General features: G+C 71.9%; 18 protein-coding genes. 9 read left to right on the top strand and 9 right to left on the bottom strand.

Annotated elements, in window-relative coordinates; all coding sequences use genetic code 11:
- Positions 1–75 precede the first annotated feature (75 nt).
- Complete coding sequence (locus tag IE242_RS01080; RefSeq protein WP_189854327.1) at positions 76–1,737, bottom strand: M4 family metallopeptidase; 1,662 nt, start codon at positions 1,735–1,737, stop codon at positions 76–78.
- Between the two features lie 556 nt (positions 1,738–2,293).
- Between IE242_RS01080 and IE242_RS01075 the strand changes: the two genes are divergently transcribed.
- On the top strand, positions 2,294–3,325 hold the full coding sequence (locus IE242_RS01075) for a terpene synthase family protein (protein ID WP_189854323.1): 1,032 nt from the start codon (positions 2,294–2,296) through the stop codon (positions 3,323–3,325).
- A gap of 34 nt (positions 3,326–3,359) precedes the next feature.
- Here IE242_RS01075 and IE242_RS01070 read toward each other — a convergent pair whose 3' ends face one another.
- The 3 genes from IE242_RS01070 to glgX form a co-directional block, all read right to left on the bottom strand.
- Positions 3,360–5,246: an ABC transporter ATP-binding protein gene (locus IE242_RS01070; protein WP_189854321.1), complete on the bottom strand. Its 1,887-nt coding sequence runs from the start codon at positions 5,244–5,246 to the stop codon at positions 3,360–3,362.
- Positions 5,243–7,129: an ABC transporter ATP-binding protein gene (locus tag IE242_RS01065; protein ID WP_189854319.1), complete on the bottom strand. Its 1,887-nt coding sequence runs from the start codon at positions 7,127–7,129 to the stop codon at positions 5,243–5,245. The genes IE242_RS01070 and IE242_RS01065 overlap by 4 nt, the downstream gene beginning before the upstream one ends.
- A 136-nt stretch (positions 7,130–7,265) precedes the next feature.
- Entirely contained in the window at positions 7,266–9,416 is a 2,151-nt protein-coding gene (gene glgX / locus IE242_RS01060) for a glycogen debranching protein GlgX (protein WP_373299464.1), read from the bottom strand.
- Positions 9,417–9,731: 315 nt separating this feature from the next.
- On the opposite strand from glgX, the gene IE242_RS01055 reads away from it, so the two are divergent.
- The 8 genes from IE242_RS01055 to IE242_RS01020 all read left to right on the top strand — a co-directional run bounded on the left by IE242_RS01055 (position 9,732) and on the right by IE242_RS01020 (position 17,548).
- Positions 9,732–10,958 carry a L,D-transpeptidase gene (locus IE242_RS01055; protein WP_189854315.1) on the top strand — a complete coding sequence of 409 codons (1,227 nt, stop codon included), beginning with the start codon at positions 9,732–9,734 and terminating at the stop codon, positions 10,956–10,958.
- A gap of 204 nt (positions 10,959–11,162) precedes the next feature.
- Complete coding sequence (locus tag IE242_RS01050) at positions 11,163–12,380, top strand: L,D-transpeptidase (protein ID WP_189854313.1); 1,218 nt, start codon at positions 11,163–11,165, stop codon at positions 12,378–12,380.
- A gap of 96 nt (positions 12,381–12,476) precedes the next feature.
- Positions 12,477–13,244 carry an enoyl-CoA hydratase/isomerase family protein gene (locus IE242_RS01045; RefSeq protein WP_189854311.1) on the top strand — a complete coding sequence of 256 codons (768 nt, stop codon included), beginning with the start codon at positions 12,477–12,479 and terminating at the stop codon, positions 13,242–13,244.
- A gap of 330 nt (positions 13,245–13,574) precedes the next feature.
- Positions 13,575–14,078 carry an ATP-binding protein gene (locus IE242_RS01040; RefSeq protein WP_189854309.1) on the top strand — a complete coding sequence of 168 codons (504 nt, stop codon included), beginning with the start codon at positions 13,575–13,577 and terminating at the stop codon, positions 14,076–14,078.
- A 227-nt stretch (positions 14,079–14,305) separates the two neighbouring features.
- Positions 14,306–15,454, top strand: coding sequence for a YncE family protein (locus tag IE242_RS01035; RefSeq protein ID WP_373299463.1), 1,149 nt, complete (start codon positions 14,306–14,308; stop codon positions 15,452–15,454).
- A gap of 126 nt (positions 15,455–15,580) precedes the next feature.
- Complete coding sequence (locus IE242_RS01030) at positions 15,581–16,492, top strand: helix-turn-helix domain-containing protein (RefSeq protein ID WP_189854305.1); 912 nt, start codon at positions 15,581–15,583, stop codon at positions 16,490–16,492.
- A 59-nt stretch (positions 16,493–16,551) separates the two neighbouring features.
- Positions 16,552–16,764 carry an EF-hand domain-containing protein gene (locus IE242_RS01025; protein WP_189854303.1) on the top strand — a complete coding sequence of 71 codons (213 nt, stop codon included), beginning with the start codon at positions 16,552–16,554 and terminating at the stop codon, positions 16,762–16,764.
- Between the two features lie 121 nt (positions 16,765–16,885).
- The gene (locus tag IE242_RS01020) at positions 16,886–17,548 is read left to right on the top strand and encodes an NADPH-dependent F420 reductase (RefSeq protein ID WP_189854301.1); all 663 of its coding nucleotides are present in this window, start codon (positions 16,886–16,888) and stop codon (positions 17,546–17,548) included.
- On the opposite strand, the gene IE242_RS01015 is transcribed toward IE242_RS01020, so the two are convergent.
- The 5 genes from IE242_RS01015 to gcvH form a co-directional block, all read right to left on the bottom strand.
- On the bottom strand, positions 17,538–18,098 hold the full coding sequence (locus IE242_RS01015) for a glycoside hydrolase family 25 protein (protein ID WP_189854298.1): 561 nt from the start codon (positions 18,096–18,098) through the stop codon (positions 17,538–17,540). The two genes, IE242_RS01020 and IE242_RS01015, sit on opposite strands and share 11 nt — an antisense overlap.
- A 194-nt stretch (positions 18,099–18,292) precedes the next feature.
- Positions 18,293–20,350 carry an NACHT domain-containing protein gene (locus tag IE242_RS01010; RefSeq protein ID WP_189854296.1) on the bottom strand — a complete coding sequence of 686 codons (2,058 nt, stop codon included), beginning with the start codon at positions 20,348–20,350 and terminating at the stop codon, positions 18,293–18,295.
- A 120-nt stretch (positions 20,351–20,470) separates the two neighbouring features.
- Positions 20,471–21,838 carry an L-serine ammonia-lyase gene (locus IE242_RS01005; protein ID WP_189854294.1) on the bottom strand — a complete coding sequence of 456 codons (1,368 nt, stop codon included), beginning with the start codon at positions 21,836–21,838 and terminating at the stop codon, positions 20,471–20,473.
- 108 nt (positions 21,839–21,946) lie between these two features.
- Positions 21,947–23,209, bottom strand: a complete 1,263-nt coding sequence (glyA, locus tag IE242_RS01000) for a serine hydroxymethyltransferase (protein WP_229857947.1) — start codon at positions 23,207–23,209, stop codon at positions 21,947–21,949.
- 17 nt (positions 23,210–23,226) lie between these two features.
- On the bottom strand, positions 23,227–23,604 hold the full coding sequence (gcvH, locus tag IE242_RS00995) for a glycine cleavage system protein GcvH (protein ID WP_189854292.1): 378 nt from the start codon (positions 23,602–23,604) through the stop codon (positions 23,227–23,229).
- Between the last annotated feature and the right edge of the window lie 48 nt (positions 23,605–23,652).

Here is a 23,652-nt window from a genome sequence, read left to right as displayed (position 1 = left end):
CAAAGCCTAGGGCGGTACCCGGAGATGTGCTCCCTCCGGGTACCGCCCCGACGCCCTGCCGCGTCAACCGGCCGGTCAGGCCGTGACGTTCACCGCGGCCCAGGCGGTGTTCACCGCGTTGTACTCCGCGCTGCCGGAGCCGTACAGCGCCGCCGCCGCGTTCAGGGTGGCCGTACGGGCGCCCTTGTAGTTGGTGGTGGAGGTCATGTACGTGGTCAGCGCCTTGTACCAGATCTGGATGGCCTTGGTGCGGCCGATGCCGGTGACCGTGGAGCCGTTGGAGGTCGGCGAGTTGTAGGACACGCCGTTGACCGTCTTGGCGCCGCTGCCCTCGCTGAGCAGGTAGAAGAAGTGGTTCGCCGGGCCGGACGAGTAGTGGACGTCCATGCCGGCCAGGCTGGAGGACCAGTAGTCGGCCGACTTGCCGTCCTTGCTCGGCTTGTCCATGTACCGCAGCGGCGTGCCGTTGCCGTTGATGTCGATCTTCTCGCCGATGAGGTAGTCGCCCGGGTCGGCGGCGTTGCCGGCGTGGAACTCGACCGCCGCGGCCAGGATGTCGGAGGTGGCCTCGTTCAGGCCGCCCGACTCACCGCTGTAGTTCAGCCCGGCCGTGTTCGAGGTGACGCCGTGGGTCATCTCGTGGGCCGCCACGTCCAGCGAGGTCAGCGGCTTGACGTTGCCCGAGCCGTCGCCGTACGTCATGCAGAAGCAGCTGTCGGACCAGAAGGCGTTGACGTACGCGTTGCCGTAGTGGACGCGGGAGGGGGCGGCGACGCCGTTGTTGCGGATGCCGTTGCGGCCGAGCACGTTCTTGTAGAAGTCCCAGGTGGCCTGGGCGCCGTAGTGCGCGTCGACGGCGGCCGTCTGGTCGGTGGTCGCGCTGGAGGGGGTGCCCGTACCCCACACGTTGTCGGCGTCCGTGAAGAGCGTGCCCAGCGAGGAGGACGTGCTGCGTGCCTTGTTGTACGTCTTGTGGGCGCCGCGGGCGGAGTCGTTCAGCTGGTACGTCGAGCCGGACAGCGTGGTGTTGATGGTGACCGTGCCGTTGTACTGGCCGTGGCCCGTGGCGGTCTGGACGGCCTCCCACTCGTACAGCTTCTCGCCGGTGGCCGCGTCCGTGACGACGTGCAGCTCCTGCGGGGTGCCGTCGTGCTGGAAGCCGCCGACGACCGTCTCGTACGCGAGGACCGGCTCGCCGGTGGCGGCCCAGACGACCTTGCGCGGGGCTCTGTCCGCCGCGGACTCGGTGGAGCCCTCGGCCTTGGCGGCCTTCAGGGCCTGCTTCTCGGCGGCCGCCTTGGTGACGTCCGGGGTGAGGTCGGCGACCTTGACGGCCGCCTTGGTGGCCTTGGTGACGCCCGTGGTCGTGCCGGCCGCGTTCGCGTGGACGACCAGGTCGCCGCCGAGGACGGGGAGGCCCGCGTAGGTGCGCTCGTAGCGGGTGTGGGTGGTGCCGTCGGCGTCCTGGACGACGTCGCGGACGACGAGCTCTTCCTTTGCGCCGAGGCCTATCGCGTCGGCCGTCGTGGCGGCGTCGGCGTCGGCCTCCTTGATCAGGGCGGTGCGCGCGGCCGGGGTGAGGGCCAGCGGGAGGGCCGCCGCCTTCGCCGTGCCGGGTGACGGCTCGGGCTGGGCGGCGGCGCCGGTGGTGGTACCGGCGGCGAGGAGCGCTCCGGCGGCCACAGCGGTGGCGATGGCCAGGGTGGTGCGCTTGTGACGCGCGTAGAAGGGGGTCACACGAGCTCCTAGGTGGGGGAGCCGGGCAAGGGTGGGGTCCTTGTCCGGGAGTTGCTGTGAGGTGCGGTGCCGTGCGGCGGTGGGGGGAAGCGTGGCAGCTAGGACGCGTACATGTCAGGAGTCCGATGTGATGTTGGCCGAAAAGTGCCGCCGAGGTGAACGGTGTGGGCGTGTGAACCGCGTGCACCAGCTGGTCGGGCCGATGGTGGGGGCCGAGGAGGGGTGGTGGGCGGCGTTGTCCGGAAACGATGCGCCTGGTGTTCTGGAACGGGGCGACGCTGTCCGGGGGCGCTGTCTGGGTGGGGCGTCCGGCCGCGCCGTCCGGGCGGCCGCCCCGGCTACGGGGCCGCCGTACGGGAGGCCGCCGGACCGCCGTACGGCGCGGCTGCAAGGGGACCAAAGGGTACAGACGTCCCGCATCGATGCGGACGGGTGCGGCGCCCTGAGCGGCGAGCCGCGTGCGCGCCCCGGGCGCCGCGTCTGCCGCCCTCCTGGGCACCTGCCGGGAGTGTCACGCTCCACCTGTACCGGCACCGAGGCGAGCAGGGGAGCAAGCATGATCACCCGGCCCATCCGTCCGACGGAACCGGCCTCCGGGACACGCGTCCGCATCGGCACCCTCCCGCACCCCGGACGGGCGGCACTGCACCCCGGCCACGCCGCGGTGACCGCCGCCGAGCACGCCTGGCTGGTGCACTCCGTGCCGTTCACGGGCGAACTGCGCAAGGAAACGTTCCTCGCGGAGCGGATCCCCCGCCGGGCCTGCTGGAGCTACCCCACCGCCGAACCCGCCCGGCTCGGCTCCATCAGCCGCCTCCACACCTTGCTGTACGCCTTCGCGGACCCCGCGGCGCACGGATGGGAGGCCTACGACGACGTCCTGCGGACGCTCGACGGCACGGGCGACGACACCAGCCCGTTCGCCACCGCCTACCGGGACGCCCGGGCCGATCTGACCGGGTCGATGACCGCCGGGGTCCGCCGCCGGTACGCGCGTGCCCACCGGCGCTGGGCCGAGGCCCTCGTCATGGAGAACTCCCTGCGGGCCGGCGGCCACACCGCCCACCCCGACGTGTGCTTCCCGCTGCGCCGCATCGCGTGCGGCGGCGAGACGGCCCTGGTGCCCGTCGAGCACGGCCTCGGCATCGACCTGACGGAGCTGATGGAGCGGGACGCGGACCTGGCCGGTCTGTGGCGCGTCGCGGGCACGCACATGGCGCTGGTCGGCGACCTGTTCTCGCTGCGCAGGGAACTGTTGACCGGTGACGGCCCGAACCTGCCGCTGTCCCTGATGCGCCACCAGGGCCTGACGGTCCAGGGCGCCGTCGACGTCCTGCTGCGCCGTCTCGAGGACGCCGGCGACACGTACACACGCGCCTGCCGGACCCTGCGCGCCCGCCACCGGGACCACGGACTGAGCGGCGACCTGGACCGCTATCTGGAGGCGGTGGGCCGGCTGATCGCCGGCAACCTGGCCTGGCACTACGAGTCCCGCCGCCACCACGGCCCCGGCCACACCTGGGACGGCCGCCCGCCCACCGCGCTGGTCCTGCACCCGGACCGCACGGAGTTCGAGTACGACGCGTGACGGGAGCCGTCACGGCCGGGGCCGTCGCGGTGGCTCAGGCCAGGCTGTCCCGCCAGGCCCGGTGCAGCTCCGCGAACCGGCCGGTGCCCGCGATCAGTTCCGCCGGGCTGCCGTCCTCGACGATCCGCCCGTGCTCCATCACCAGCACCCGGTCGGCTATCTCCACGGTCGACAGCCGATGGGCGATGACGACCGCCGTACGCCCCTTCAGCACGGTCAGCATCGCGCGCTGCACGGCCCGCTCGCCGGGTATGTCCAGCGAACTGGTCGCCTCGTCGAGGATCAGCACGGCCGGGTCGGCCAGCAGCGCCCGCGCGAAAGCGACCAGTTGCCGCTGTCCTGCGGAGATGCGGCCGCCCCGCTTGCGCACGTCGGTGTCGTAGCCGTCGGGCAGCGCGGCGATGAACTCGTGCGCGCCGATCGCCCGTGCCGCCTCCTCGATCTCCTCGCGGGTCGCGTCGGGCCGGCCGATGGCGATGTTCTCGGCGACCGTGCCGGAGAACAGGAACGACTCCTGGGTGACCATGACCACGCCGCGCCGCAGCTCGCGCACCGGCAGGTCGCGCAGGTCGACGCCGTCGAGCAGGACCCGGCCGTCGGAGGGGTCGTAGAAGCGGGCGAGCAGCTTGGCCAGGGTGGACTTCCCGGCGCCGGTCGAGCCGACGACCGCGACGGTCTGCCCGGCCGGGAGGGTGAGGTCGAAGCGGGGCAGCACCTCGCCGCCGGTGCGGTAGGCGAAGCGGACGCCGTCGAAGACGGCCTCGCGGCCGGGGTGCGCGGACCTCGGGGCGGGCAGCTCCCGGGGCCGCTCGGGCTCCGGCACCGACGGCGTCTGGGCCAGCAGCCCCGCGATCTTCTCCAGCGAGGCCGCCGCCGACTGGTAGGAGTTCAGGAACATGCCGAGCCGGTCGATCGGGTCGTACAGCCGCCGCAGGTACAGCACGGCGGCCGCCAGCACGCCGAGTTCGAGCGAGCCCTCCGCCACCCGGTAGGCGCCCCACAGCACGATCCCCGCGACCGCGGTGTTGGCGACCAGACGGGAGCTGACCACGTAACGGGCCATCTCGAGGATCGCGTCGCCGTTCCTGCGCTCGTGACGGTGGTTGAGCGTCCCGAACTCGGCGTCGTTGGCCGCCTCGCGGCGGAAGGCGCGCACCGGGCGGATGCCGTTCATCGTCTCCACGAACTTCACGATGACGGCGGCGATGGCGGTCGAGCGCAGCCGGTACACCCGCACCGCGCGCCGCCGGTAGTTCCGTACCAGCAGGTAGAGCGGGACGAGGGAGACCACCGCGGTCGCGCCCAGGCCGAGGTCCAGCCAGAGCAGCAGCGCCGAGATGTAGACGAACGACAGGATGACGGTGACGAGTTCCTGGAGCCCCTCGTCCAGCAGTTCGCGCAGGGACTCCACGTCGGTGGTGGAGCGGGAGATGAGCCGGCCCGAGGTGTACCGCTCGTGGAAGTCGACGCTCAGCGCCTGCGCGTGGCGGAAGATCCGGCCGCGCAGGTCCAGCAGGACGTCCTGGCTGACCCGGCAGGAGACGCGGATGAACGCGTACTGGAGCCCGCCGGACGCCAGCGCGCACAGCAGATAGGCGACGGCCACCGCGATCAGCGGGCCGTGGTCGTCGCGTCCCAGCGCGGGTACGGCGCTGTCGATGGCGTACGCGACGAGCAGCGGGCCCGCCTGCACCGCCGCCTGCTGCACCAGCAGTACGGCCGTCGTGAGGGCGACGCGGGCCTTTCGCGGGGCCAGCAGGGAACGCAGCAGCGCGGCCGTGGCGCCCGGGGGCGTGGGCAGGACGTCGCGGTCGAAGGAGTCGCCGGTGCCGTGCGCCGGGGCGCCCTGCGCGCCGGTGACGTCCTGGTCGTCCTGGTCGTCGTGGGGTGTGGCCGGCGCTGGTGTCGTGGGCGCCGTCATCGGCGGGCCTCCTCGATGGCGTCGGTGGTGTCGGCGGTGGTGGCGTCCGTACCGGTGGCGTCCGTGCCGGCGGTGGCCGGTCCGTCGGCGCCGTGGTCCGCGCCCGACATCAGCCACGCGTACTCGGCGTTGGTGCGCAGCAGTTCGTGGTGGGTGCCGACGGCGGTGATGCGGCCGCCGGAGAGCAGGGCGACGCGGTCGGCGAGCAGCACCGTGGACGGGCGGTGGGCCACGATCAGGGCGGTCGTCTCCGCGAGCACCTGACGCAGGGCGGTCTCGACCGCGGCCTCGGTGTGTACGTCCAGGGCGGAGAGCGGGTCGTCGAGGACGAGGAAGCGCGGGCGGCCGACGACCGCCCGCGCCAGCGCGAGCCGCTGCCGCTGGCCGCCGGACAGGCTCAGCCCCTGCTCACCGACCTGGGTGCCGGTGCCCTCGGGCAGCTCGTGCGCGAAGCCGGCCTGGGCGACGGCCAGCGCCCGGTCCAGCTCCGCCCGGCCCGCGGCGCCGTCGGTGCCCATCAGCACGTTCTCGCCCACGCTGGCGGAGAACAGGGTCGGCTCCTCGAAGGCGACGGCGACCCTGGAGCGCAGCTCCTCGCGGGACATCGCCGTGATGTCCTCGCCGTCGAGCGTGATCCGGCCGGAGGTCACCTCGTGCAGGCGGGGGACGAGCGCGGTGAGCGTGGTCTTGCCGGTGCCGGTCGCGCCGACCAGGGCCATCGACTCGCCGTGCCGTATGTGCAGGTCGATGTGGTCGAGGACGGGAGGGGAGCCCTCCGGGGCGTCGGGGTAGCGGAACCGCACGGCGTGGAAGCGCAGGCCGTCGTCGGCGGGCCGGGCGCCGTTCCCGCGGGCCGGGGCCGGGGCGGAAGCCGTGTGCACCGCGCCCGACTCCCGCTCCGCGTCCATCACCTCGAAGTACCGCTGTGTCGCCGTCGCCGCCTCCTGCGTCATCGCGAGCAGGAAGCCGATGGAGTCGACGGGCCAGCGCAGGGCGAGGGCCGTGGACAGGAAGGCCACCAGGGTGCCCGCCGACAGGGCGCCGTCGGCCACCCGTACGGTGCCGAGCACGAGGGCCGCGCCGATGGCGAGCTCGGGCAGCGTGATGATCACGGCCCAGATCGTGGCGAGCAGCCGGGCCTTGTGCAGCTCCGTCCCGCGCAGCGTCCGCGCGAGCTCCCTGAAGGCCCGCGCCTGGCTGCGGTGCCGCCCGAAGCCCTTGATGATCCGGATCCCGAGGACGCTCTCCTCGACGACCGTCGTCAGATCGCCCACCTGGTCCTGGGCACGCCGCGCGACCTCGGCGTACCGCCGCTCGAAGACGACGCACGTGATGACCACGGGTATGGCGGGGCCCAGGATCACCAGTCCGAGGACCCAGTCCTGCAGCAGCATGATGACCACGCCGATAACGATCGTGACCCCGTTGACCAGCAGGAACGTCAGCGGGAAGGCGAGGAACATCCGCAGCAGCATCAGATCCGTGGTGCCGCGCGACAGCAGCTGTCCCGAGGCCCAGCGGTCGTGGAAGGCGATGGGGACCCGCTGGAGATGCCGGTACAGGTCCGCCCGCATCTCCGCCTCGACCCCGGCGAGGGGCCGCGCCACCAGCCACCGCCGCAGCCCGAACAGCCCCGCCTCGGCGAGCCCGAGCAGCAGCAGGTACAGCGCCCCGAGCCACACGCCCTGCGGGTCGCGCTCGGCGACCGGCCCGTCCACCAGCCACTTCAGGACCAGCGGGATGACGAGGCCCATACAGGACGCGAGCACCGCCACGACGGCGGCGACGAGCAGTCTGGCGCGTACGGGCCGTACGTACGGCCACAGGCGCAGCAGGGTCCGGACGGTGGAAGGGTCGTCGGCGGTTGCGGGTGTCGTGGGCATCAACGGCGAGCCTACGGACCGGCACTGACACTGCCCACCGAGTTTTGACCCGACCTGGCTCGGCCGATGGACCTACGACCTGCGTGTTCGGTCCTCTCCCAGCGGATCGGCCGACTTCGGCGCCGCGTCCCCGGCTTCACCGCGCCCGCAGCAGCAGTACCGTCCGCCCCGGCACGCCGATCGCCGTACCCGCCCGGTGGACCTTTCCCGGTGCCTCCCGCTGGTCCTCGCGCGAGGTGTCGACGACCACCTCGTACTCCTGGGCCCACGGCGGCCCGGGCAGGACGAACCGCACCGGCCGGTGACCGGCGTGCAGTACGGCCAGGAAGCTGTCGTCCAGCACCTGCGCGCCCTGCTCGTCCCGTCCCGGTATGTCGCGGCCGGAGAGGTACATGCCGAGCGTGGCGGCCGGCGCGTACCAGTCCCCTTCCGTCATCTCCGCGCCCCGGGCCGTGAACCACGCCAGGTCCCGCAGCCCGTCCGCGGAGTGGGCCCGCCCGGAGAAGAACGCCCGCCGGCGCAGCACCGGGTGCGCGTGCCGCAGCGCGATCAGCCGGGACGTCAGCTCGAACAGCGCCTTCCAGCCCGGCTCCTCCAGCAGGGTCCAGTCCACCCAGCCGATCTCGTTGTCCTGGCAGTAGGCGTTGTTGTTGCCCCGCTGGGTGCGGCCCATCTCGTCGCCCGCGACCAGCATCGGCACGCCCGTCGACAGCAGCAGCGTGGTCAGCAGGTTGCGCAGCTGCCGCCGCCGCAGCGCCCGCACGCGCGCGTCGTCCGTCTCGCCCTCCGCGCCGCAGTTCCAGGAGCGGTTGTCGTCGGTGCCGTCCCGGTTGCCCTCGCCGTTGGCCTCGTTGTGCTTGCGCTCGTAACTCACCAGGTCCCGCAGCGTGAACCCGTCGTGCGCGGTGACGAAGTTGACGGACGCGTACGGGCGCCGGCCGCCCCACGCGTACAGGTCGCTCGACCCCGACAGGCGGTACCCCAGGTCCCGTACGTCCGGCAGCGCGCCCCGCCAGAAGTCCCGTACGGCATCGCGGTAGTGGTCGTTCCACTCCGTCCACAGCGGCGGGAACGCACCCACCTGGTAGCCGCCGGAGCCCACGTCCCACGGCTCCGCGATCAGCTTCACCCGCCGCAGCACCGGGTCCTGCGCGATGACCGCGAGGAACGGGGAGAGCATGTCCACGTCGTGCATGGAGCGGGCCAGCGCGGCGGCCAGGTCGAAACGGAAGCCGTCCACGCCCATCTCCGTCACCCAGTACCGCAGCGAGTCCGTGATCAGACGCAGGACATGCGGGTGCACCACGTGCAGGGTGTTGCCGCAGCCGGTGTAGTCCGCGTACCGCCGGGCGTCGTCCTGGAGGCGGTAGTAGGCGCGGTTGTCGATCCCGCGCAGCGACAGCATGGGCCCGAACTCGTTGGCCTCGGCGGTGTGGTTGTAGACCACGTCGAGGATCACCTCGATGCCGGCCGCGTGCAGCGCGCGCACCATCCGCCTGAACTCGCCGACCTGCCGGCCGGCCGTCCCCGACGCCGCGTACGCCGCGTGCGGGGCGAAGTACCCGATCGAGTTGTAGCCCCAGTGGTTGCGCAGGCCGCGCCGCAGCAGATGGTCCTCGTGGGCGAACTGGTGCACCGGCAGCAGCTCCACCGCCGTCACACCCAGCTTCACCAGGTGCTCGATCGCGGCCGGGTGCGCCAGCCCGGCGTAGGTGCCGCGCAGCTCCTCCGGGATGCCGGGGTGCAGCTTGGTGAAGCCGCGCACGTGCAGCTCGTAGATGACCGAGTCCGCCCACGGTGTCTTCGGCCGGCGGTCGTCGATCCATTCGTCGTCGGGTGCGTCGTCGTGGACGACGACGCCCTTCGGCACGTACGGCGCCGAGTCCCGGTCGTCGCGCACGGTGTCCGCCACATGCTGCTCGGGCCAGTCCCGCACATGGCCGTACACCTCCGGCGGGAGGGCGAACTCGCCGTCCACCGCGCGCGCGTACGGGTCGAGGAGCAGCTTCGCCGGGTTCCAGCGGGCGCCGGTCCACGGGTCCCAGCGGCCGTGCACGCGGTAGCCGTACCGCTGGCCCGGCAGCACTCCTGGCACGAAGCCGTGCCAGATCTCGTGCGTGAGTTCGGTCAGCGGCAGCCGCCGCTCCACGCCCTCCGCGGAGAACAGGCACAGCTCCACCGCCTCCGCCCCGCCCGCCCACAGCGCGAAGTTGGTGCCCGCGACGCCGTCCGCGCCGACCCGGAACCGCGCCCCGAGCGGCGTGGACGCGCCCGGCCGGACGGACACCGGGGCCGCCGGGCGCTGCGTGACGTCCGCTTCGGCGCCGGACGCGGAGTCCGGCGCGCCGACCGCGCGCGCGTCCGGTACGCGGCCCTCCTGGACCGCCTCCTGCTCGGGTGGGCTCGACACCTGACGGCCTCCTGCGGCTCGGCGGCACGGCACGGACACTACGGCGGAGGGACACGGACACAAGGGCGGACGGCGGTGGTCCGGTGCGGCTCGCGGACGCGGCCCGCCGTCATGTCGTCCTCCCCAGTGTTCTGCCCAGGGCGTGGCTCGCACTCACGTTTCCCCGGGGCACACGCCGTCGTTGGGCCGCACGTGAAGCATCTGCACACGCGCGCGGGGCGCGCAGGGGCCGCGCTGGCCGCCGTACTGACATGGGCGGGCCTGGTCGCCGGGGCCGTCGGCTGCACGCCGGACGGGCCCGCTTGGAGGCCCGGAGGGCCGGGGCACAGCATCCGTGTCACACCGGAGGACGGCAGCAAGGGCGTCCGCGCCGGCGCGCGCTTCGAGGTGCGGGTGCCGGACGGCCGGCTGGAGTCCGTCAAGGTCGTCAAGTCCCAGGACGCTCAGGAGACACCTGTTCCGGGGAGCCTCTCCGGGGACGGGGCGTCCTGGCGGCCCACCGGCTCCGGACGGCTGGCGCTCGCGGCCCGGTACACCGTGGACGCGGTCGCGCGCGACGGACGCGGGCGCCGCTCGGCGCGGCACACCACCTTCACGACGTACGTGCCCGGCAAGCGCTTCGTCGCCTATGTCGTGCCCGAACACCGGTCCACCGTCGGCACCGGCATGATCGTCTCCCTGGAGTTCAACCGGGACATCGAGAACCGGGCGGCCGTCGAGCGGGCCGTCCGGGTCACCGCGCGGCCCGCCGTGGACGTCCGGCCGCACTGGTTCGGCAGGAACCGCGTGGACTTCCGGCCCGCCCGCTACTGGCGGCCCGGCACCCGGGTCACGGTCGGCCTGCGGCTGCGCGACGTCGAGGGCGCGCCCGGCGTGTACGGCCTGCAGCACAGGACGCTGTCGTTCACCGTCGGCCGCCACCAGACGAGCCTCGTCGACGCGGCGGCCCACACCATGAGGGTGCGCCGCGGCGACGCACTCCTCGCCACCCTGCCCATCACGGCCGGGGCGCCGAGGACGACCACCTACAACGGGAAGATGGTCGTCACCGAGCTGCTCGAGGTGACCCGGATGAACGGTGCCACGGTCGGCTTCAAGCGGGCCGACGGCAAGGGCGAGTACGACATCCCGGACGTCCCCCACGCCATGCGGCTCACCGCCTCCGGCACCTTCCTGCACGGCAACTACTGGGCCCGGGACGCCTTCGGCAACACCAATGTCAGCCACGGCTGCGTCGGGCTGCTCGATGTGAAGGGCGGCAGCTCCCACACCCCGGCGGGCTGGTTCTTCGACCGCAGCCTCGTCGGGGACGTCGTCGAAGTCGTCAACAGCAATGACAAAAAGGTCGCTCCAGACAACGGGCTCGGAGGGTGGAACATGGGATGGAAGCAGTGGAAAGCGGGCGGCGCGGTGATGTAGCCCGATATAGCGTCGACATACGGGTACGCATCACAGGGGGCGGCGCTCGCCGTGTGACGCGTCCCGCGGCGCCGGACCTGGTACGGAACGGTGACGAACGGGAGGGGCCGACGGCCCCGGTCCAGTGGTTAATGTTTGTGTGAACGCGCTGTGAAACGCGTTGGGGTGCGGGCCTGACCAGGCCGTGCGAGGGGAGACACGAACGTGAACGGGCGACCGATATGGGGAGCGTCGCTTGACGCACGGGCACCGGGGGGCCGGGGGGTACGGGGGCGCGGAGTCCTGGCGTCGCTCCTGGGCGTGCTGCTGCTCGCGGTGACCGCGTGCTCCGGGGGCGACGACAAGAAGCCCGCCGCCGACAGGACCTCGAAGGCTGTCGTGACGATAGCCCCGGCGAACGGCGCCGACGACGTGGACACCACCGGCGCCCTCAAGGTCACCGCGGCCGAGGGGAAGCTGACCGAGGTCGGGGTCAAGGACGCCAAGGGCAACGCGATAGAGGGGCGGATCACGGACGGGGGCACCGCCTGGACGCCGGCGGGCCACCTCAAGTCGGCCACCACGTACACCGTGCATGCCGTGGCGAAGGACGCGGAGGGCCGTGCGGCCACCCGGAAGTCCACCTTCACCACCCTGAAGCCGAAGAAGACCTTCGAGGGCACCTTCACCCCCGGGGACGGTGCCACGGTCGGCGTCGGCATGCCCTTCTCGCTGACCTTCGACCAGGGTGTCACCGAGCCCGAGGACATCGAGAAGGCGATAACGATCAAGACCGAGCCGGCCGTCGAGGTGGTCGGCCACTGGTTCGGCGACAACCGCATCGACTACCGGCCCGAGCAGTACTGGAAGCCCGGGACGAAGGTGACCGTCGACCTGAACCTCGACGGTGTGAAGGGCGGGTCCGGCGTCTACGGGAAGCAGACGGAGCGCGTCTCCTTCACGATCGGCCGCAGCCAGATATCCACCGTCGACGTCCAGACCAAGGAGATGGTCGTGAAGCGTGACGGCGCGGTCCTCAAGACCGTTCCCGTCACCACGGGCGCACCGGGCTACGACACCTGGAACGGCCAGATGGTCATCAGCGAGCGTCTCGAGGTGACCCGGATGAACGGCGAGACGGTCGGCTACGCCGGCCAGTACGACATCCCGGACGTCCCGCACGCCATGCGCCTGACCACCTCCGGCACCTTCCTGCACGGCAACTACTGGAGCGGCGCCTTCGGCAGCTACAACGCCAGCCACGGCTGCATAGGCCTGCGCGACGTGCGCGGCGGCTACGACGACACGACCGCGGCGGCCTGGTTCTTCGACAACTCGATGATCGGCGACGTGGTGGTAGTGAAGAACTCCAACGACCAGATCGTCGCGCCCGACAACGGGCTCAACGGCTGGAACATGTCGTGGGAGGAATGGAAGAAGTGACGGCGCGCTCCACGGAGTGACCGTGCCCGGCCCCGGTGCGCCGCTGTGACGCAGCGCACCGGGGCCGGTGTCGTTAGTGCCCGTTAACCTGCCCCCATGACTGTGCATCTCGAAGTCTCCGAAGGCGTCGGGACCCTGCGTCTCGACCGGCCCCCGATGAACGCGCTGGACATCGCCACGCAGGACCGTCTCAAGGAACTCGCCGAGGAGGCCGCGCGCCGCGACGACGTGCGCGCGGTGGTGGTCCACGGCACGGAGAAGGTGTTCGCGGCCGGCGCCGACATCAAGGAGATGCAGGCCATGGACCACGCGGCGATGGTCGCCCGTGCCAGGGCCCTGCAGGACTCCTTCAGCGCCGTGGCCCGTATCCCCAAGCCGGTCGTCGCGGCCATCACCGGCTATGCGCTCGGCGGCGGCTGCGAACTGGCGCTGTGCGCGGACTACCGCATCGCCGCGGCGAACGCCAAGCTCGGGCAGCCGGAGATCAAGCTGGGCCTGATCCCGGGTGCGGGCGGCACCCAGCGGCTGGCGCGGCTGATCGGCCCGTCGAAGGCCAAGGACCTCATCTTCACGGGCCGCGTCGTCGGCGCCGACGAGGCGCTCGCCCTCGGCCTGGTCGACCGGGTCGTACCGGCCGAGGAGACGTACGCCCGGGCACACGCGTGGGCGGCCGAGCTCGCGCGCGGGCCCGCGATCGCGCTGCGCGCGGCCAAGGAGGCGATCGACGCCGGCCTGGAGACGGATCTGGAGACCGGTCTGACGATCGAACGGAACTGGTTCGCGGGGCTGTTCGCGACGGAGGACCGTGAGCGCGGTATGCGGAGCTTCATCGAGGAGGGCCCGGGCAAGGCGAAATTCGTCTGATGATGCGTCCGGTGGTGGTCCCGCAAGCGGTTCGGGGGGAGGCGAATGTCACCCCCGAAGGGGAGTCGCGGGCTTGCAGTTGACACTGTGTCTGACATGCGTCCCCCGAATGAGGGGTTTACGGGACCCTTAAGCCAGCCTTAAGGGTCCATGGCGTCGAGGGCTTCCCGGTCCTTCGGCCTCGCCGGATCGCCGCAGCTCACCGGTGCTCTTATGGGATGTTTTCTGCCTCGGGCATATGCCGGAAGTGCCCCTCGGAATGTCAGGTTCCGGGGGGTCTATTCCTCCGGAACGGCCCCGAACGGTGCTCCGGGCGGCCATGATGGGGTCATGGCGGGGCTGGAGGGTATCGAACAGTCGCGGCAGCACGGACGTGCGACCGCGGCGCGCTGGTCGCCTGCGGTCGAGGACGAACAGGCGCTGAAGGCCCTGGAACTGCTCGGCAATCCCACGGAGGCCGAGATCCCGCTGCCGTCCCGGCCCGAGTCCGCGGCCACCGCGCGACGGCTCGCCCAGGTGGTGATGCTGCGCCAGTGGGGCCTCACGCCCAAGATGACCGAGGACGCGGTCCTGCTCGTCTCCGAACTCGTCGGCAACGCCGTCCGCCACACCGGCGCCCGTGTCTTCGGCCTCCGGATGCACCACCGCCGCGGCTGGATCCGGGTCGAGGTCCGCGACCCCTCCCGCGGCCTGCCCTGTCTGATGCCGGTCCAGGAGACGGACATCAGCGGCCGCGGCCTCTTCCTCGTCGACAAGCTCTCCGACCGCTGGGGCGTCGATCTGCTCCCCCGCGGCAAGACCACATGGTTCGAGATGCGCGTGGCCGACCGCTAGCCGCCCTGCCCCACCCCGCCCCACCGCACCGGCGGACGGACCGGCCGCGGGCCGCGGCACCCGCCAACCGCCCGGCACGGACAGCGCGCCGATCGCCGGACGGTGCCGCCGAACCCCCTTGAATGGAACGCGTGACCTCGATCGCGCCACGCCCCACCCCCACCCTCGCCTCCCCCCTCACCCTCACCCGCACACCCGCCCGAGGGCGCAGCCTCCTCCGGCGCGCCCTGATCGCCGCCACCGCCCTGACCACCCTCGCCGCCTGCGGCACCGGGACCGCCGGCCGCGCCGGGGAGACCCGGACCGCCGGGGCCGTTCCCGGGTCCGGGCGGCCGCAGGCCGGCCAGGGCCTGCGCGGGATGCCCCCGGTCCTCGATCCCGCGGACGTCTACGCCGCCGACCGCCCGAACAGGCTCTCCCGGGTAGTGAAGGACTTCCCGTCCCGCGTCTACGTCCCCAACTCCGAGTCCGACACCGTCTCCGTCATCGACCCGAAGACGTACAAGGTCGTCGAGACGATCCGGGTCGGCCGCCAGCCCCAGCACGTCGTGCCCTCCTGGGACCTGAAGACCCTGTGGGTCAACAACAACCGCGGCCACACCCTCACCCCCATCGACCCGAGCACGGGCCGCGCGGGCAAGCCGGTCGAGGTGCACGACCCGTACAACCTCTACTTCACCCCGCACGGCAGGTACGCCGTCGTGATGGCCTCCCTCGACCGCGAACTCGTCTTCCGCGACCCGCACACGATGGAGCGGATCAGGACCGAGCCGGTCGGCTGCTACGGCGTCAACCACGCCGACTTCTCGGCCGACGGCAGGTACTTCGTCGTCTCCTGCGAGTTCAGCGGCGAACTGCTCAAGGTCGACACCGAGCGGATGCGGGTCGTCGGCCGGCAGAAGCTGCCCCTGGAGGGCGCCATGCCGCAGGACGTGAAGCTCTCCCCGGACGGGAAGCGGTTCTACATCGCCGACATGACGGCCCACGGGATGTGGGTCCTGGACGGCGAGAAGTTCTCCGTGCCGGAGCTCCTGCCCACCGGCAAGGGCTGCCACGGGCTGTACATCAGCCGCGACTCCCGCGAGATGTACATCTCCAACCGCGGCGAGGGCAGCGTCTCCGTCTTCGACTTCCGCCGCAACCGGCTCACCAAGAAGTGGCGTCTGCCCGACGGGGGCAGCCCCGACATGGGCGGCGTCTCCGCCGACGGCAAGGTGCTGTGGCTGTCCGGCCGCTACGACGCCGAGGTCTACGCCATCGACACCCGCACCGGGAAGCAACTGGCCCGTATCCCCGTCGGCAGCGGCCCGCACGGCCTCGCGGTCTATCCGCAGCCGGGCCGCTACTCGCTCGGCCACACGGGGGTCTTCCGCTAGGGCGGCGGCGCGCGGCCCGCCCCCTCCGCCGGGCCGCGCGCCAGTGCCGGTCACGACCCCCGCTCACCCTGCCCTCCCCGCTCGGGCCTTGAGTCTCCACCCACTGGAAGCCCCACACTCACCCATGTGATCGACGACGGCACCGGACTCCTCACCATCGGCGAGCTGGCCCGCGCGACGGGCCTGACCGTGCGCACCATCCGCTACTGGTCCGACGAGGGCGCCCTGCCCCCGGTGGCCCGCTCCGCGGGCGGCTACCGCCTGTACGACGCGGCCTCCGTGGCCCGCCTGGAGCTGATCCGCACCCTGCGGGAACTGGGCCTCGGCCTGGACGACGTCCGCGCGGTGCTGGCCGGTGACCGCACGGTGGCCGAGGTCGCGGCCGCGCATGTGACGGCGCTGGAGGCGCAGATCAGGTCGCTGAAGGTGACCCGCGCGGTGCTGTCGACCGTGGCGCGACGCGGCTCGACCGCAGAGGAGACGACACTGATGAACAAGCTGGCGCGGCTGTCCGCCGCCGAGCGGAGCCGGATCATCCAGGAGTTCGTGGACGAGATGTTCCAGGGGCTCGACACCGCCGACCCGGTGATCCGGGAGCGGATGCGGAACACGGCCGTGGACCTGCCGGACGACCCCACGCCGGAGCAGGTGGACGCCTGGGTGGAGCTGGCCGAACTGCTCCAGGACCCGGAGTTCCGGGCGCAGATGCGCAGGGCCGCCGAGTTCAACGCGACGGGCGGCGGCCAGGCGCCCGCCGGGGCGTCCCTGTGGTTCGCGCGGCGGCTGGTGCGGCTGGGCGCCGAGGCACGGGAGCGGGGCATCGACCCCGGCTCACCGGAGGCGGACCGCGTCCTGCGCGACCTCATCGGCGACGCCGACCCCGCGGCGGTACTGGAGCGGATGCTGGCGCACACCACCGACCGGGTCGCCCGGTACCGCGAACTGCTGGCGGTGGTGAAGGGCGCCGGGCCCGAGGCGGCGCACCGGGAGGAGTTCGCATGGGTGGTCGCCGCACTCCGGTCTCGGGCGGGCGGTTAGTCTGACCTGCGTCAGAACGACGGACATGCACGACGCAGCGCGAGACGAGGGGCGGACCGGTGGCGGACATCGAGGAAGCACGCAAGCAGTTCCAGCGGATCGACACGGACGGTGACGGTTTCATCACCCCCGCCGAGTTCAAGACGGCCCTGGCCCAGCAGGGCGACTGGAACGTCACCGAGTCGGTGGCCGAGGCCCTCATAGCCTCCCGCGACCTCGACGGCGACAAGCTGCTGTCGTTCGACGAGTTCTGGGCCCACCTGAACAAGTGAGCCATGTCCGAAGGGGCGCCCTCGCGGGACGCGGGGGCGCCCCTTCGGAATACCCGGCCGGTGACGGGAGTTGGAGCCACCCGTCGGCACGCAACGCCATCCATCCCCGAAAGGGTCAGTCATGAAGATCGGCATCATCGGCGCGGGCAACATCGGCGGCAACCTCACCCGGCGGCTCACCGCCCTCGGCCACGACGTCTCCGTCGCCAACTCCCGGGGCCCGCACACCCTCACCGCCCTGGCGGAGGAGACGGGTGCGACCCCCGTCACCGTCGAGGAGGCGGCGCGCGGAGCCGAGGTCGTCGTCGTCACGATCCCGCTGAAGGCGGTCGCCGGCCTGCCCTCCGGCCTCCTGGACGGGGCGGCGGACGACGTGGCCGTGATCGACACCAACAACTACTACCCGCGGGAGCGGGACGGGCGGATCGCCGCGATCGAGGACGAGGGACTGACGGAGAGCCGGTACGTCGCCCGGCAGATCGGCCACACGGTCGTCAAGGCGTTCAACGGCACCTACGCCCAGGACATCCTGGACCGCCACCGCCCCGCCGGCGCCCCCGACCGCCTGGCCCTCCCGGTGGCCGGCGACGACGAGGCGGCGAAGGCCCGCGTCCGTGCCCTGATCGACGAACTCGGTTTCGACACCGTCGACGCCGGCACCCTCGACGAGTCCTGGCGTCAGCAGCCGGACACACCGGTCTACGGCCTCCGGGAGGGCGTCGAGGCCGTCACCAAGGCGCTGGCGGAGGCGTCACCGGAACGCACGCCGCAGTTCAAGGGGTAGCCCCGGCCCAGTCCCGCAGGGCCGCCTCGCTGGAGAAGTTCCCGACGTTCTTGTCCACCGGATCGTCCGTGTACTGGTGGAAGAGCCACTTCGCCTGGATTCTGGGCTTGCCGGCGCGCCCGTAGTCGGCGATCCAGAGGCCGTCACCGGCGTACGACGTCGTGTCCACGTTCAACCAGAAGTTGCGGTTGCAGTAGAGCACGACCTTGTGGCGCGGCCGGAGTTTCTTCACCTCGCGGATGAAGCGGTCCTTCTCCGCGTTGCTCGCGTGGGTGCCGCTGCCCGTCGTCTCCCAGTCGACCGCGAGGACGTCCCCGGACCGTTCGGGGGCCTTGGCGACGAAGTACTTCGCCTGGGCGGTGATGTTGCCGGGCCACAGGAAGTGGTAGAAGCCGACGACGCAACCGCCGTCCCGGGCGTTCTTCGTCTGGGCGGCGAGCTTCGGATTGACGTAACTCCGGCCTTCCGTCGCCTTGACGAAGACGAAGTGCAGGCCGTCGGTGTCGTAGGAGTGGGACTGGTACGAGCTGACGTCTATGCCGCGGAGCATGTGAGGGGACTCCTTCTGCGCTGGGGGGATGTGTACGTTGTCCTACGCATGAGGGGTCCCGAATCATTCGAAGTCGTGGGGCGGTACCGCGTCAGCACTCGATGATGTTCACCGCGATCCTCCCGCGGGCAGGGGTGTGTGCGACCGAGCCCGTGCAGGTTCCCCCACTACCGCCCGGTCGGTACCGGCCGTGCTCACCGGCCCGTGCCTGTGGGCTCCTCGCTGAGACGCTGTTGAAGGAGCGCGTGCCGGAATCGGTAGACGCCGCCGACCTGCCGTAGGACCCCGTGGGCCCGCGCGTCCTCGAGGAACGACAGGAGATCCAGGGGCAGTCGTCGGCGCATGGCCAGCCATACCCGGACCAGGAGAAACTGTGCCCAGGCGCTGCCGGTCAGGGCAATCGCTCCTGCCAGCAGACAGGTGGCGGCCAGTACGGCGAGCGCTGTCCGCAGGGCGGCCTGGACGTCTCCGCTCCGCGCCGCCAGGAGTCCCATGGTCGTTGCCATGAGCAGGCCGTACACAAGGCCGGCGAGCAGGGCCCCACCCAGGGCGTGTGCCCGGTCGTTGCGCAGCACATCGACGGGTCCGGGCTGTTCGGTGGCGACGGCTGGTGCGTCCCACGCCCACAGCGCCGCCAGGCCCGTCAGCCCTCCGGCCAGGGCGAGGGCACCTCCCGTCGCGGCAGCGTGCAGAAGCCCCGTCCCGAACCCCTCGACCGCCCAGACGCCTGCCAGGACGAGTGCCCCCACCACCACTGCCGGACCCGCACCGAAGGACAGCACGCCGGTCCTGAAGCGACGGTGTACCGGTGTACGGCGCGTGCCGGAGCGCACGCGCACGAAGACGGGCGGGGGCGGCGGTTTGGCCATGGTCGCACTGATGCCCGTCACCAGCAGACCGGTGAGCCCGAGTACCGGGCCGAAGACGAAACCGAGGCTCAGGAAGGTGGTCAGCGCGGCGACGGCCGCGTTCTCGCACCGAAGTGCCCAGCGCGGGACCGCCCGGTACAGCTCCCACCATGCGAGCTCCTGGGTGTGCAGAGCCGTGAGGTGCCGGGCCAGGAAGCGCAGCCGCGGCAGGACCGCCGGCGGTGGGTCGGGACCGTATGCCGTGGGGAGGAAAGCGTCCAGCAGATGCTGTTCGATCTGCTCTCGGGTGGCGAAGCGGCGTTCGTCGAGCAGTTCCGCCGGGTCGGCGCCGGTCTCGCCGTAGGCGGTCCGGGCCAGCGAGACCATCAGCGGGGTGGACAGGGCCGACGCCAGGCGTCCGTGGGGCTCCTCGGCCAGACGCGTGACCACGTCCCGCCAGATGCCGTCCCGTCCCGGGCGGACGGCCAGACGCAGATAGGCGCACGTCTCACTGACCGACAGGTGCTGGAGCTCGATGACGGCGGCACCGGTCAGCGGACGCCCGGCCAGTGCCGCCTCGTACTCGTCGGCCCGGCTGGTGACCACCAGGGGCTCGTTGTCCGCGAGGGAGCGGTTGAGCTGCGCGATGGCGGCGGTGCGGAGGGACGGGGCCAGTTCGTCCAGTCCGTCGAGCACGGGCATGACACGGCGCGTGTCCGTCATCCGCTGGGCCAGCGTCGATGTCCGGTCGGCCCGGGCACGGAGGTAGGGATGATCCCGGCTCAGAAGTTCCGCGAGCCACTCGCGGTAGGCGTATGCGCGCGGGTTCCAGGTGTGCAGTGGCGCGAGCACCGGCACAGCGTGACCGGGCTGCCACTGCTCCAGCAGCCGCCGGGCCAGGCGTACCGCGAACACCGTCTTGCCGGCACCCGGGCCGCCGAGCACGACCAGGCGTTGCGATGGGATGCGGGCGAAGACGTGTGCCGCGTCGTCCGCCGCATCGGTCAGGGAGCCCGAGAGATCGAGGTCCTCGGCCGCACTGCTGTCACGGCGGACGACCTCCGCATGGTCCGCCACCGGCCGGGCGGTGTTCGTCCAGCGCACCCGCAGTGGGCGGGGATCCTGCAAGCGCCGGTCGGACTCCTCGGACAGGTACCGTGTCAGCAGGTCCTCGCGCAACTGCTCATCGGGCGCGGGGCTGGTGGGCGGCTCCGGATGCCGCCGGTACACGGCCCAGGTGAACAGCGGCGTCAGCAGGGCGACCAGCGACCCGGTGACGGCCAGCACGTCCTTCAAGCCGCTCAGGGAGTACACCCACCAGACCCGGACGGCGACCGCCAGGAGGACGGCGGTCGCGGCACCGGCCACGGTCCAGCGCACCTGCGCCGCTCTCCGCGGACCCATACCTCATGATCCTGCGCGGAGCCCGGCCCTACAAGGGCCGCAAGGACGCGAGCCGTACGGCGCACCGGCCGACAGCGCGGGAGGAAGTGACGATGCTGAGGGTGCGCGAGCGCGGGGCCGCTAGCACTCGATGATGTTCACCGCCAGCCCGCCCCGCGCCGTCTCCTTGTACTTCACCGACATGTCCGCGCCCGTGTCCCTCATCGTCTTGATGACCTTGTCCAGGGACACCTTGTGGGAGCCGTCGCCGCGCATCGCCATGCGGGCCGCCGTGACCGCCTTGACCGCGGCCATGCCGTTGCGCTCGATGCACGGGATCTGGACCAGGCCGCCGACGGGGTCGCAGGTGAGGCCGAGGTTGTGCTCCATGCCGATCTCGGCGGCGTTCTCGACCTGCTCGGGGGTGCCGCCCAGGACCTCGGCCAGGGCGCCAGCCGCCATCGAGCAGGCCGAGCCGACCTCGCCCTGGCAGCCGACCTCCGCGCCCGATATGGAGGCGTTCTCCTTGAAGAGCATGCCGATGGCGCCGGCGGCCAGCAGAAAGCGGACCACGCCGTCCTCGTCCGCGCCCGGCACGAAGTTCATGTAGTAGTGCAGGACCGCGGGGATGATGCCCGCGGCGCCGTTGGTCGGGGCCGTCACCACCCGGCCGCCCGCCGCGTTCTCCTCGTTCACGGCCATCGCGTACAGGGTGATCCACTCCATGGACCGGGCCAGCGGGTCGCCCTCCGCCTTCAGCTGGCGTGCCGTGACGGCCGCGCGGCGGCGGACCTTCAGGCCGCCCGGCAGGATGCCCTCGCGCGACATGCCGCGGGCCACGCACTCCCGCATCACCCGCCAGATCTCCAGCAGCCCGGCCCGCACCTCCTCCTCGGTGCGCCAGGCGCGCTCGTTCTCCAGCATGAGGGAGGAGATCGACAGGCCCGTCTCCTTCGTCAGGCGCAGCAGCTCGTCGCCCGTGCGGAAGGGGTACTTGAGGACCGCGTCGTCGAGCTTGATGCGGTCCGCGCCCACCGCGTCCTCGTCGACGACGAAGCCGCCGCCCACCGAGTAGTACGTCTTCGTCAGCAGCTCGGCGCCCGCCGCGTCGTACGCCCACAGGGTCATGCCGTTGGCGTGGTACGGGAGCGTCTTGCGGCGGTGCAGGACGAGGTCGTCGTCGTGGGCGAAGGCGATGTCGTGGTCGCCCAGCAGGGCGAGCCGGCCCGACTCCTTGATCCGCTCCACCCGCTCGTCCGCCGTCTCCACGTCCACCGTGCGCGGCGAGGCGCCCGTGAGGCCCAGCAGGACGGCCTTGGGGGTGCCGTGGCCGTGGCCGGTCGCGCCCAGGGAGCCGTACAGCTCCGCGCGGACCCTGGCCGTTGCGGCCAGCAGCCCGTCGTTCCGCAGCCGGCGGGCGAACATACGGGCGGCGCGCATCGGGCCGACCGTGTGCGAGCTCGACGGGCCGATGCCGACCGAGAACAGGTCGAAGACCGAGATGGCCACGGGGACTCCTCATGCGGGGGTGGTGCGAGAAGGGGAGGGGCGCCGTGCTTCCTTGTGAGTCGTCACGGCGCCCCGGAGTAAACAGGTGAAACAGGCAGAACTGAGGTGCTACTTGCCCAGCTCGGGGTAGAGCGGGTGCTTCTCCGCGAGCGCGGTCACCCGGGCCCGCAGCGCCTGCGCGTCGTACGACGGCTTCAGGGCCTCGGCGATCACGTCCGCGACCTCGGCGAAGTCCTCGGCCGTGAAGCCGCGGGTGGCGAGGGCGGGCGTGCCGATCCGCAGACCCGAGGTCACCATCGGCGGGCGCGGGTCGTTCGGGACGGCGTTGCGGTTGACCGTGATGCCGACCTCGTGGAGGCGGTCCTCGGCCTGCTGCCCGTCCAGCTCGCTGTCGCGCAGGTCGACCAGGACGAGGTGGACGTCCGTGCCGCCGGAGAGGACGTTGACCCCGGCCTCGCGGGCGTCCGGCGCGGTGAGCCGCTCGGCGAGGAGACGGGCACCCTCGACCGTACGGCGCTGGCGCTCCTTGAACTCCTCCGAGGCCGCGACCTTGAAGGAGACCGCCTTCGCCGCGATCACGTGCTCCAGGGGGCCGCCCTGGAAGCCCGGGAAGACGGAGGAGTTCAGCTTCTTCGCGAAGTCCTTCCTGGCCAGGATGATGCCGCCGCGCGGGCCGCCCAGCGTCTTGTGGGTGGTGGAGGTGACGACGTCGGCGTACTCGACCGGGTTCGGGTGGAGACCGGCGGCGACCAGGCCCGCGAAGTGCGCCATGTCCACCCACAGGTACGCCTCGACCTCGTCGGCGATCCGGCGGAACTCGGCGAAGTCCAGCTGCCGCGGGTACGCCGACCAGCCCGCGATGATCACCTTGGGCCGGTGCTCCTTGGCGAGCCGCTCGACCTCGGCCATGTCGACCAGGCCGGCGTCGTCCACGTGGTACGCGACCACGTTGAACTGCTTGCCGGAGAAGTTCAGCCGCATGCCGTGGGTCAGGTGACCGCCGTGCGCCAGGTCCAGGCCGAGGATCGTGTCGCCGGGCTGGGCCAGCGCGAACAGGGCGGCCTGGTTGGCGGAGGCGCCGGAGTGCGGCTGCACGTTGGCGTACTCGGCGCCGAACAGGTCCTTGACCCGGTCGATGGCGATCTGCTCGGTGACGTCGACGTGCTCGCAGCCGCCGTAGTAGCGGCGGCCGGGGTAGCCCTCGGCGTACTTGTTGGTCAGCACGGAGCCCTGGGCCTCCATGACCGCGACCGGAGCGAAGTTCTCCGAGGCGATCATCTCCAGGGTGGACTGCTGGCGGCGCAGCTCGGCGTCGACGGCGGCGGCGACGTCCGGGTCCAGCTCGTGCAGGGGCGTGTTCAGAAGCGACATGGTGTCGGTACGACCTCTCAGCCGGCGGAGAATGCGGCGTACTCGTCGGCGGAGAGCAGGTCCTTCGGCTCCTCCGCGACGCGTACCTTGAACAGCCAGCCGCCCTCGAAGGGGGCGGAGTTCACCAGCGAGGGGTCGCCCACCACGTCCTCGTTGACCTCGGTGACCTCACCGGTCACCGGGGCGTAGAGATCGCTGACGGACTTGGTGGACTCCAGCTCGCCGCAGGTCTCGCCCGCGGTCACCGTGGAGCCCACCTCAGGGAGCTGGGCGTAGACGACATCGCCGAGCGCGTTGGCCGCGAACTCGGTGATGCCGACCGTCGCGACGCCGTCCTCGGCGACCGACAGCCACTCGTGCTCCTTGCTGTAGCGCAGCTGCTGGGGGTTGCTCATGGCTTGAATTCTCCTGTACGCGCGGGGGTGGTGCGGAATGAGGAACTG

It is taken from the genome of Streptomyces poonensis (assembly GCF_014650915.1).
Classification (GTDB): Bacteria; Actinomycetota; Actinomycetes; order Streptomycetales; family Streptomycetaceae; genus Streptomyces; species Streptomyces poonensis.
The sequence above is the reverse complement of the archived record's forward strand: the minus strand, read 5'-3'. Positions and strand labels throughout refer to the sequence as shown.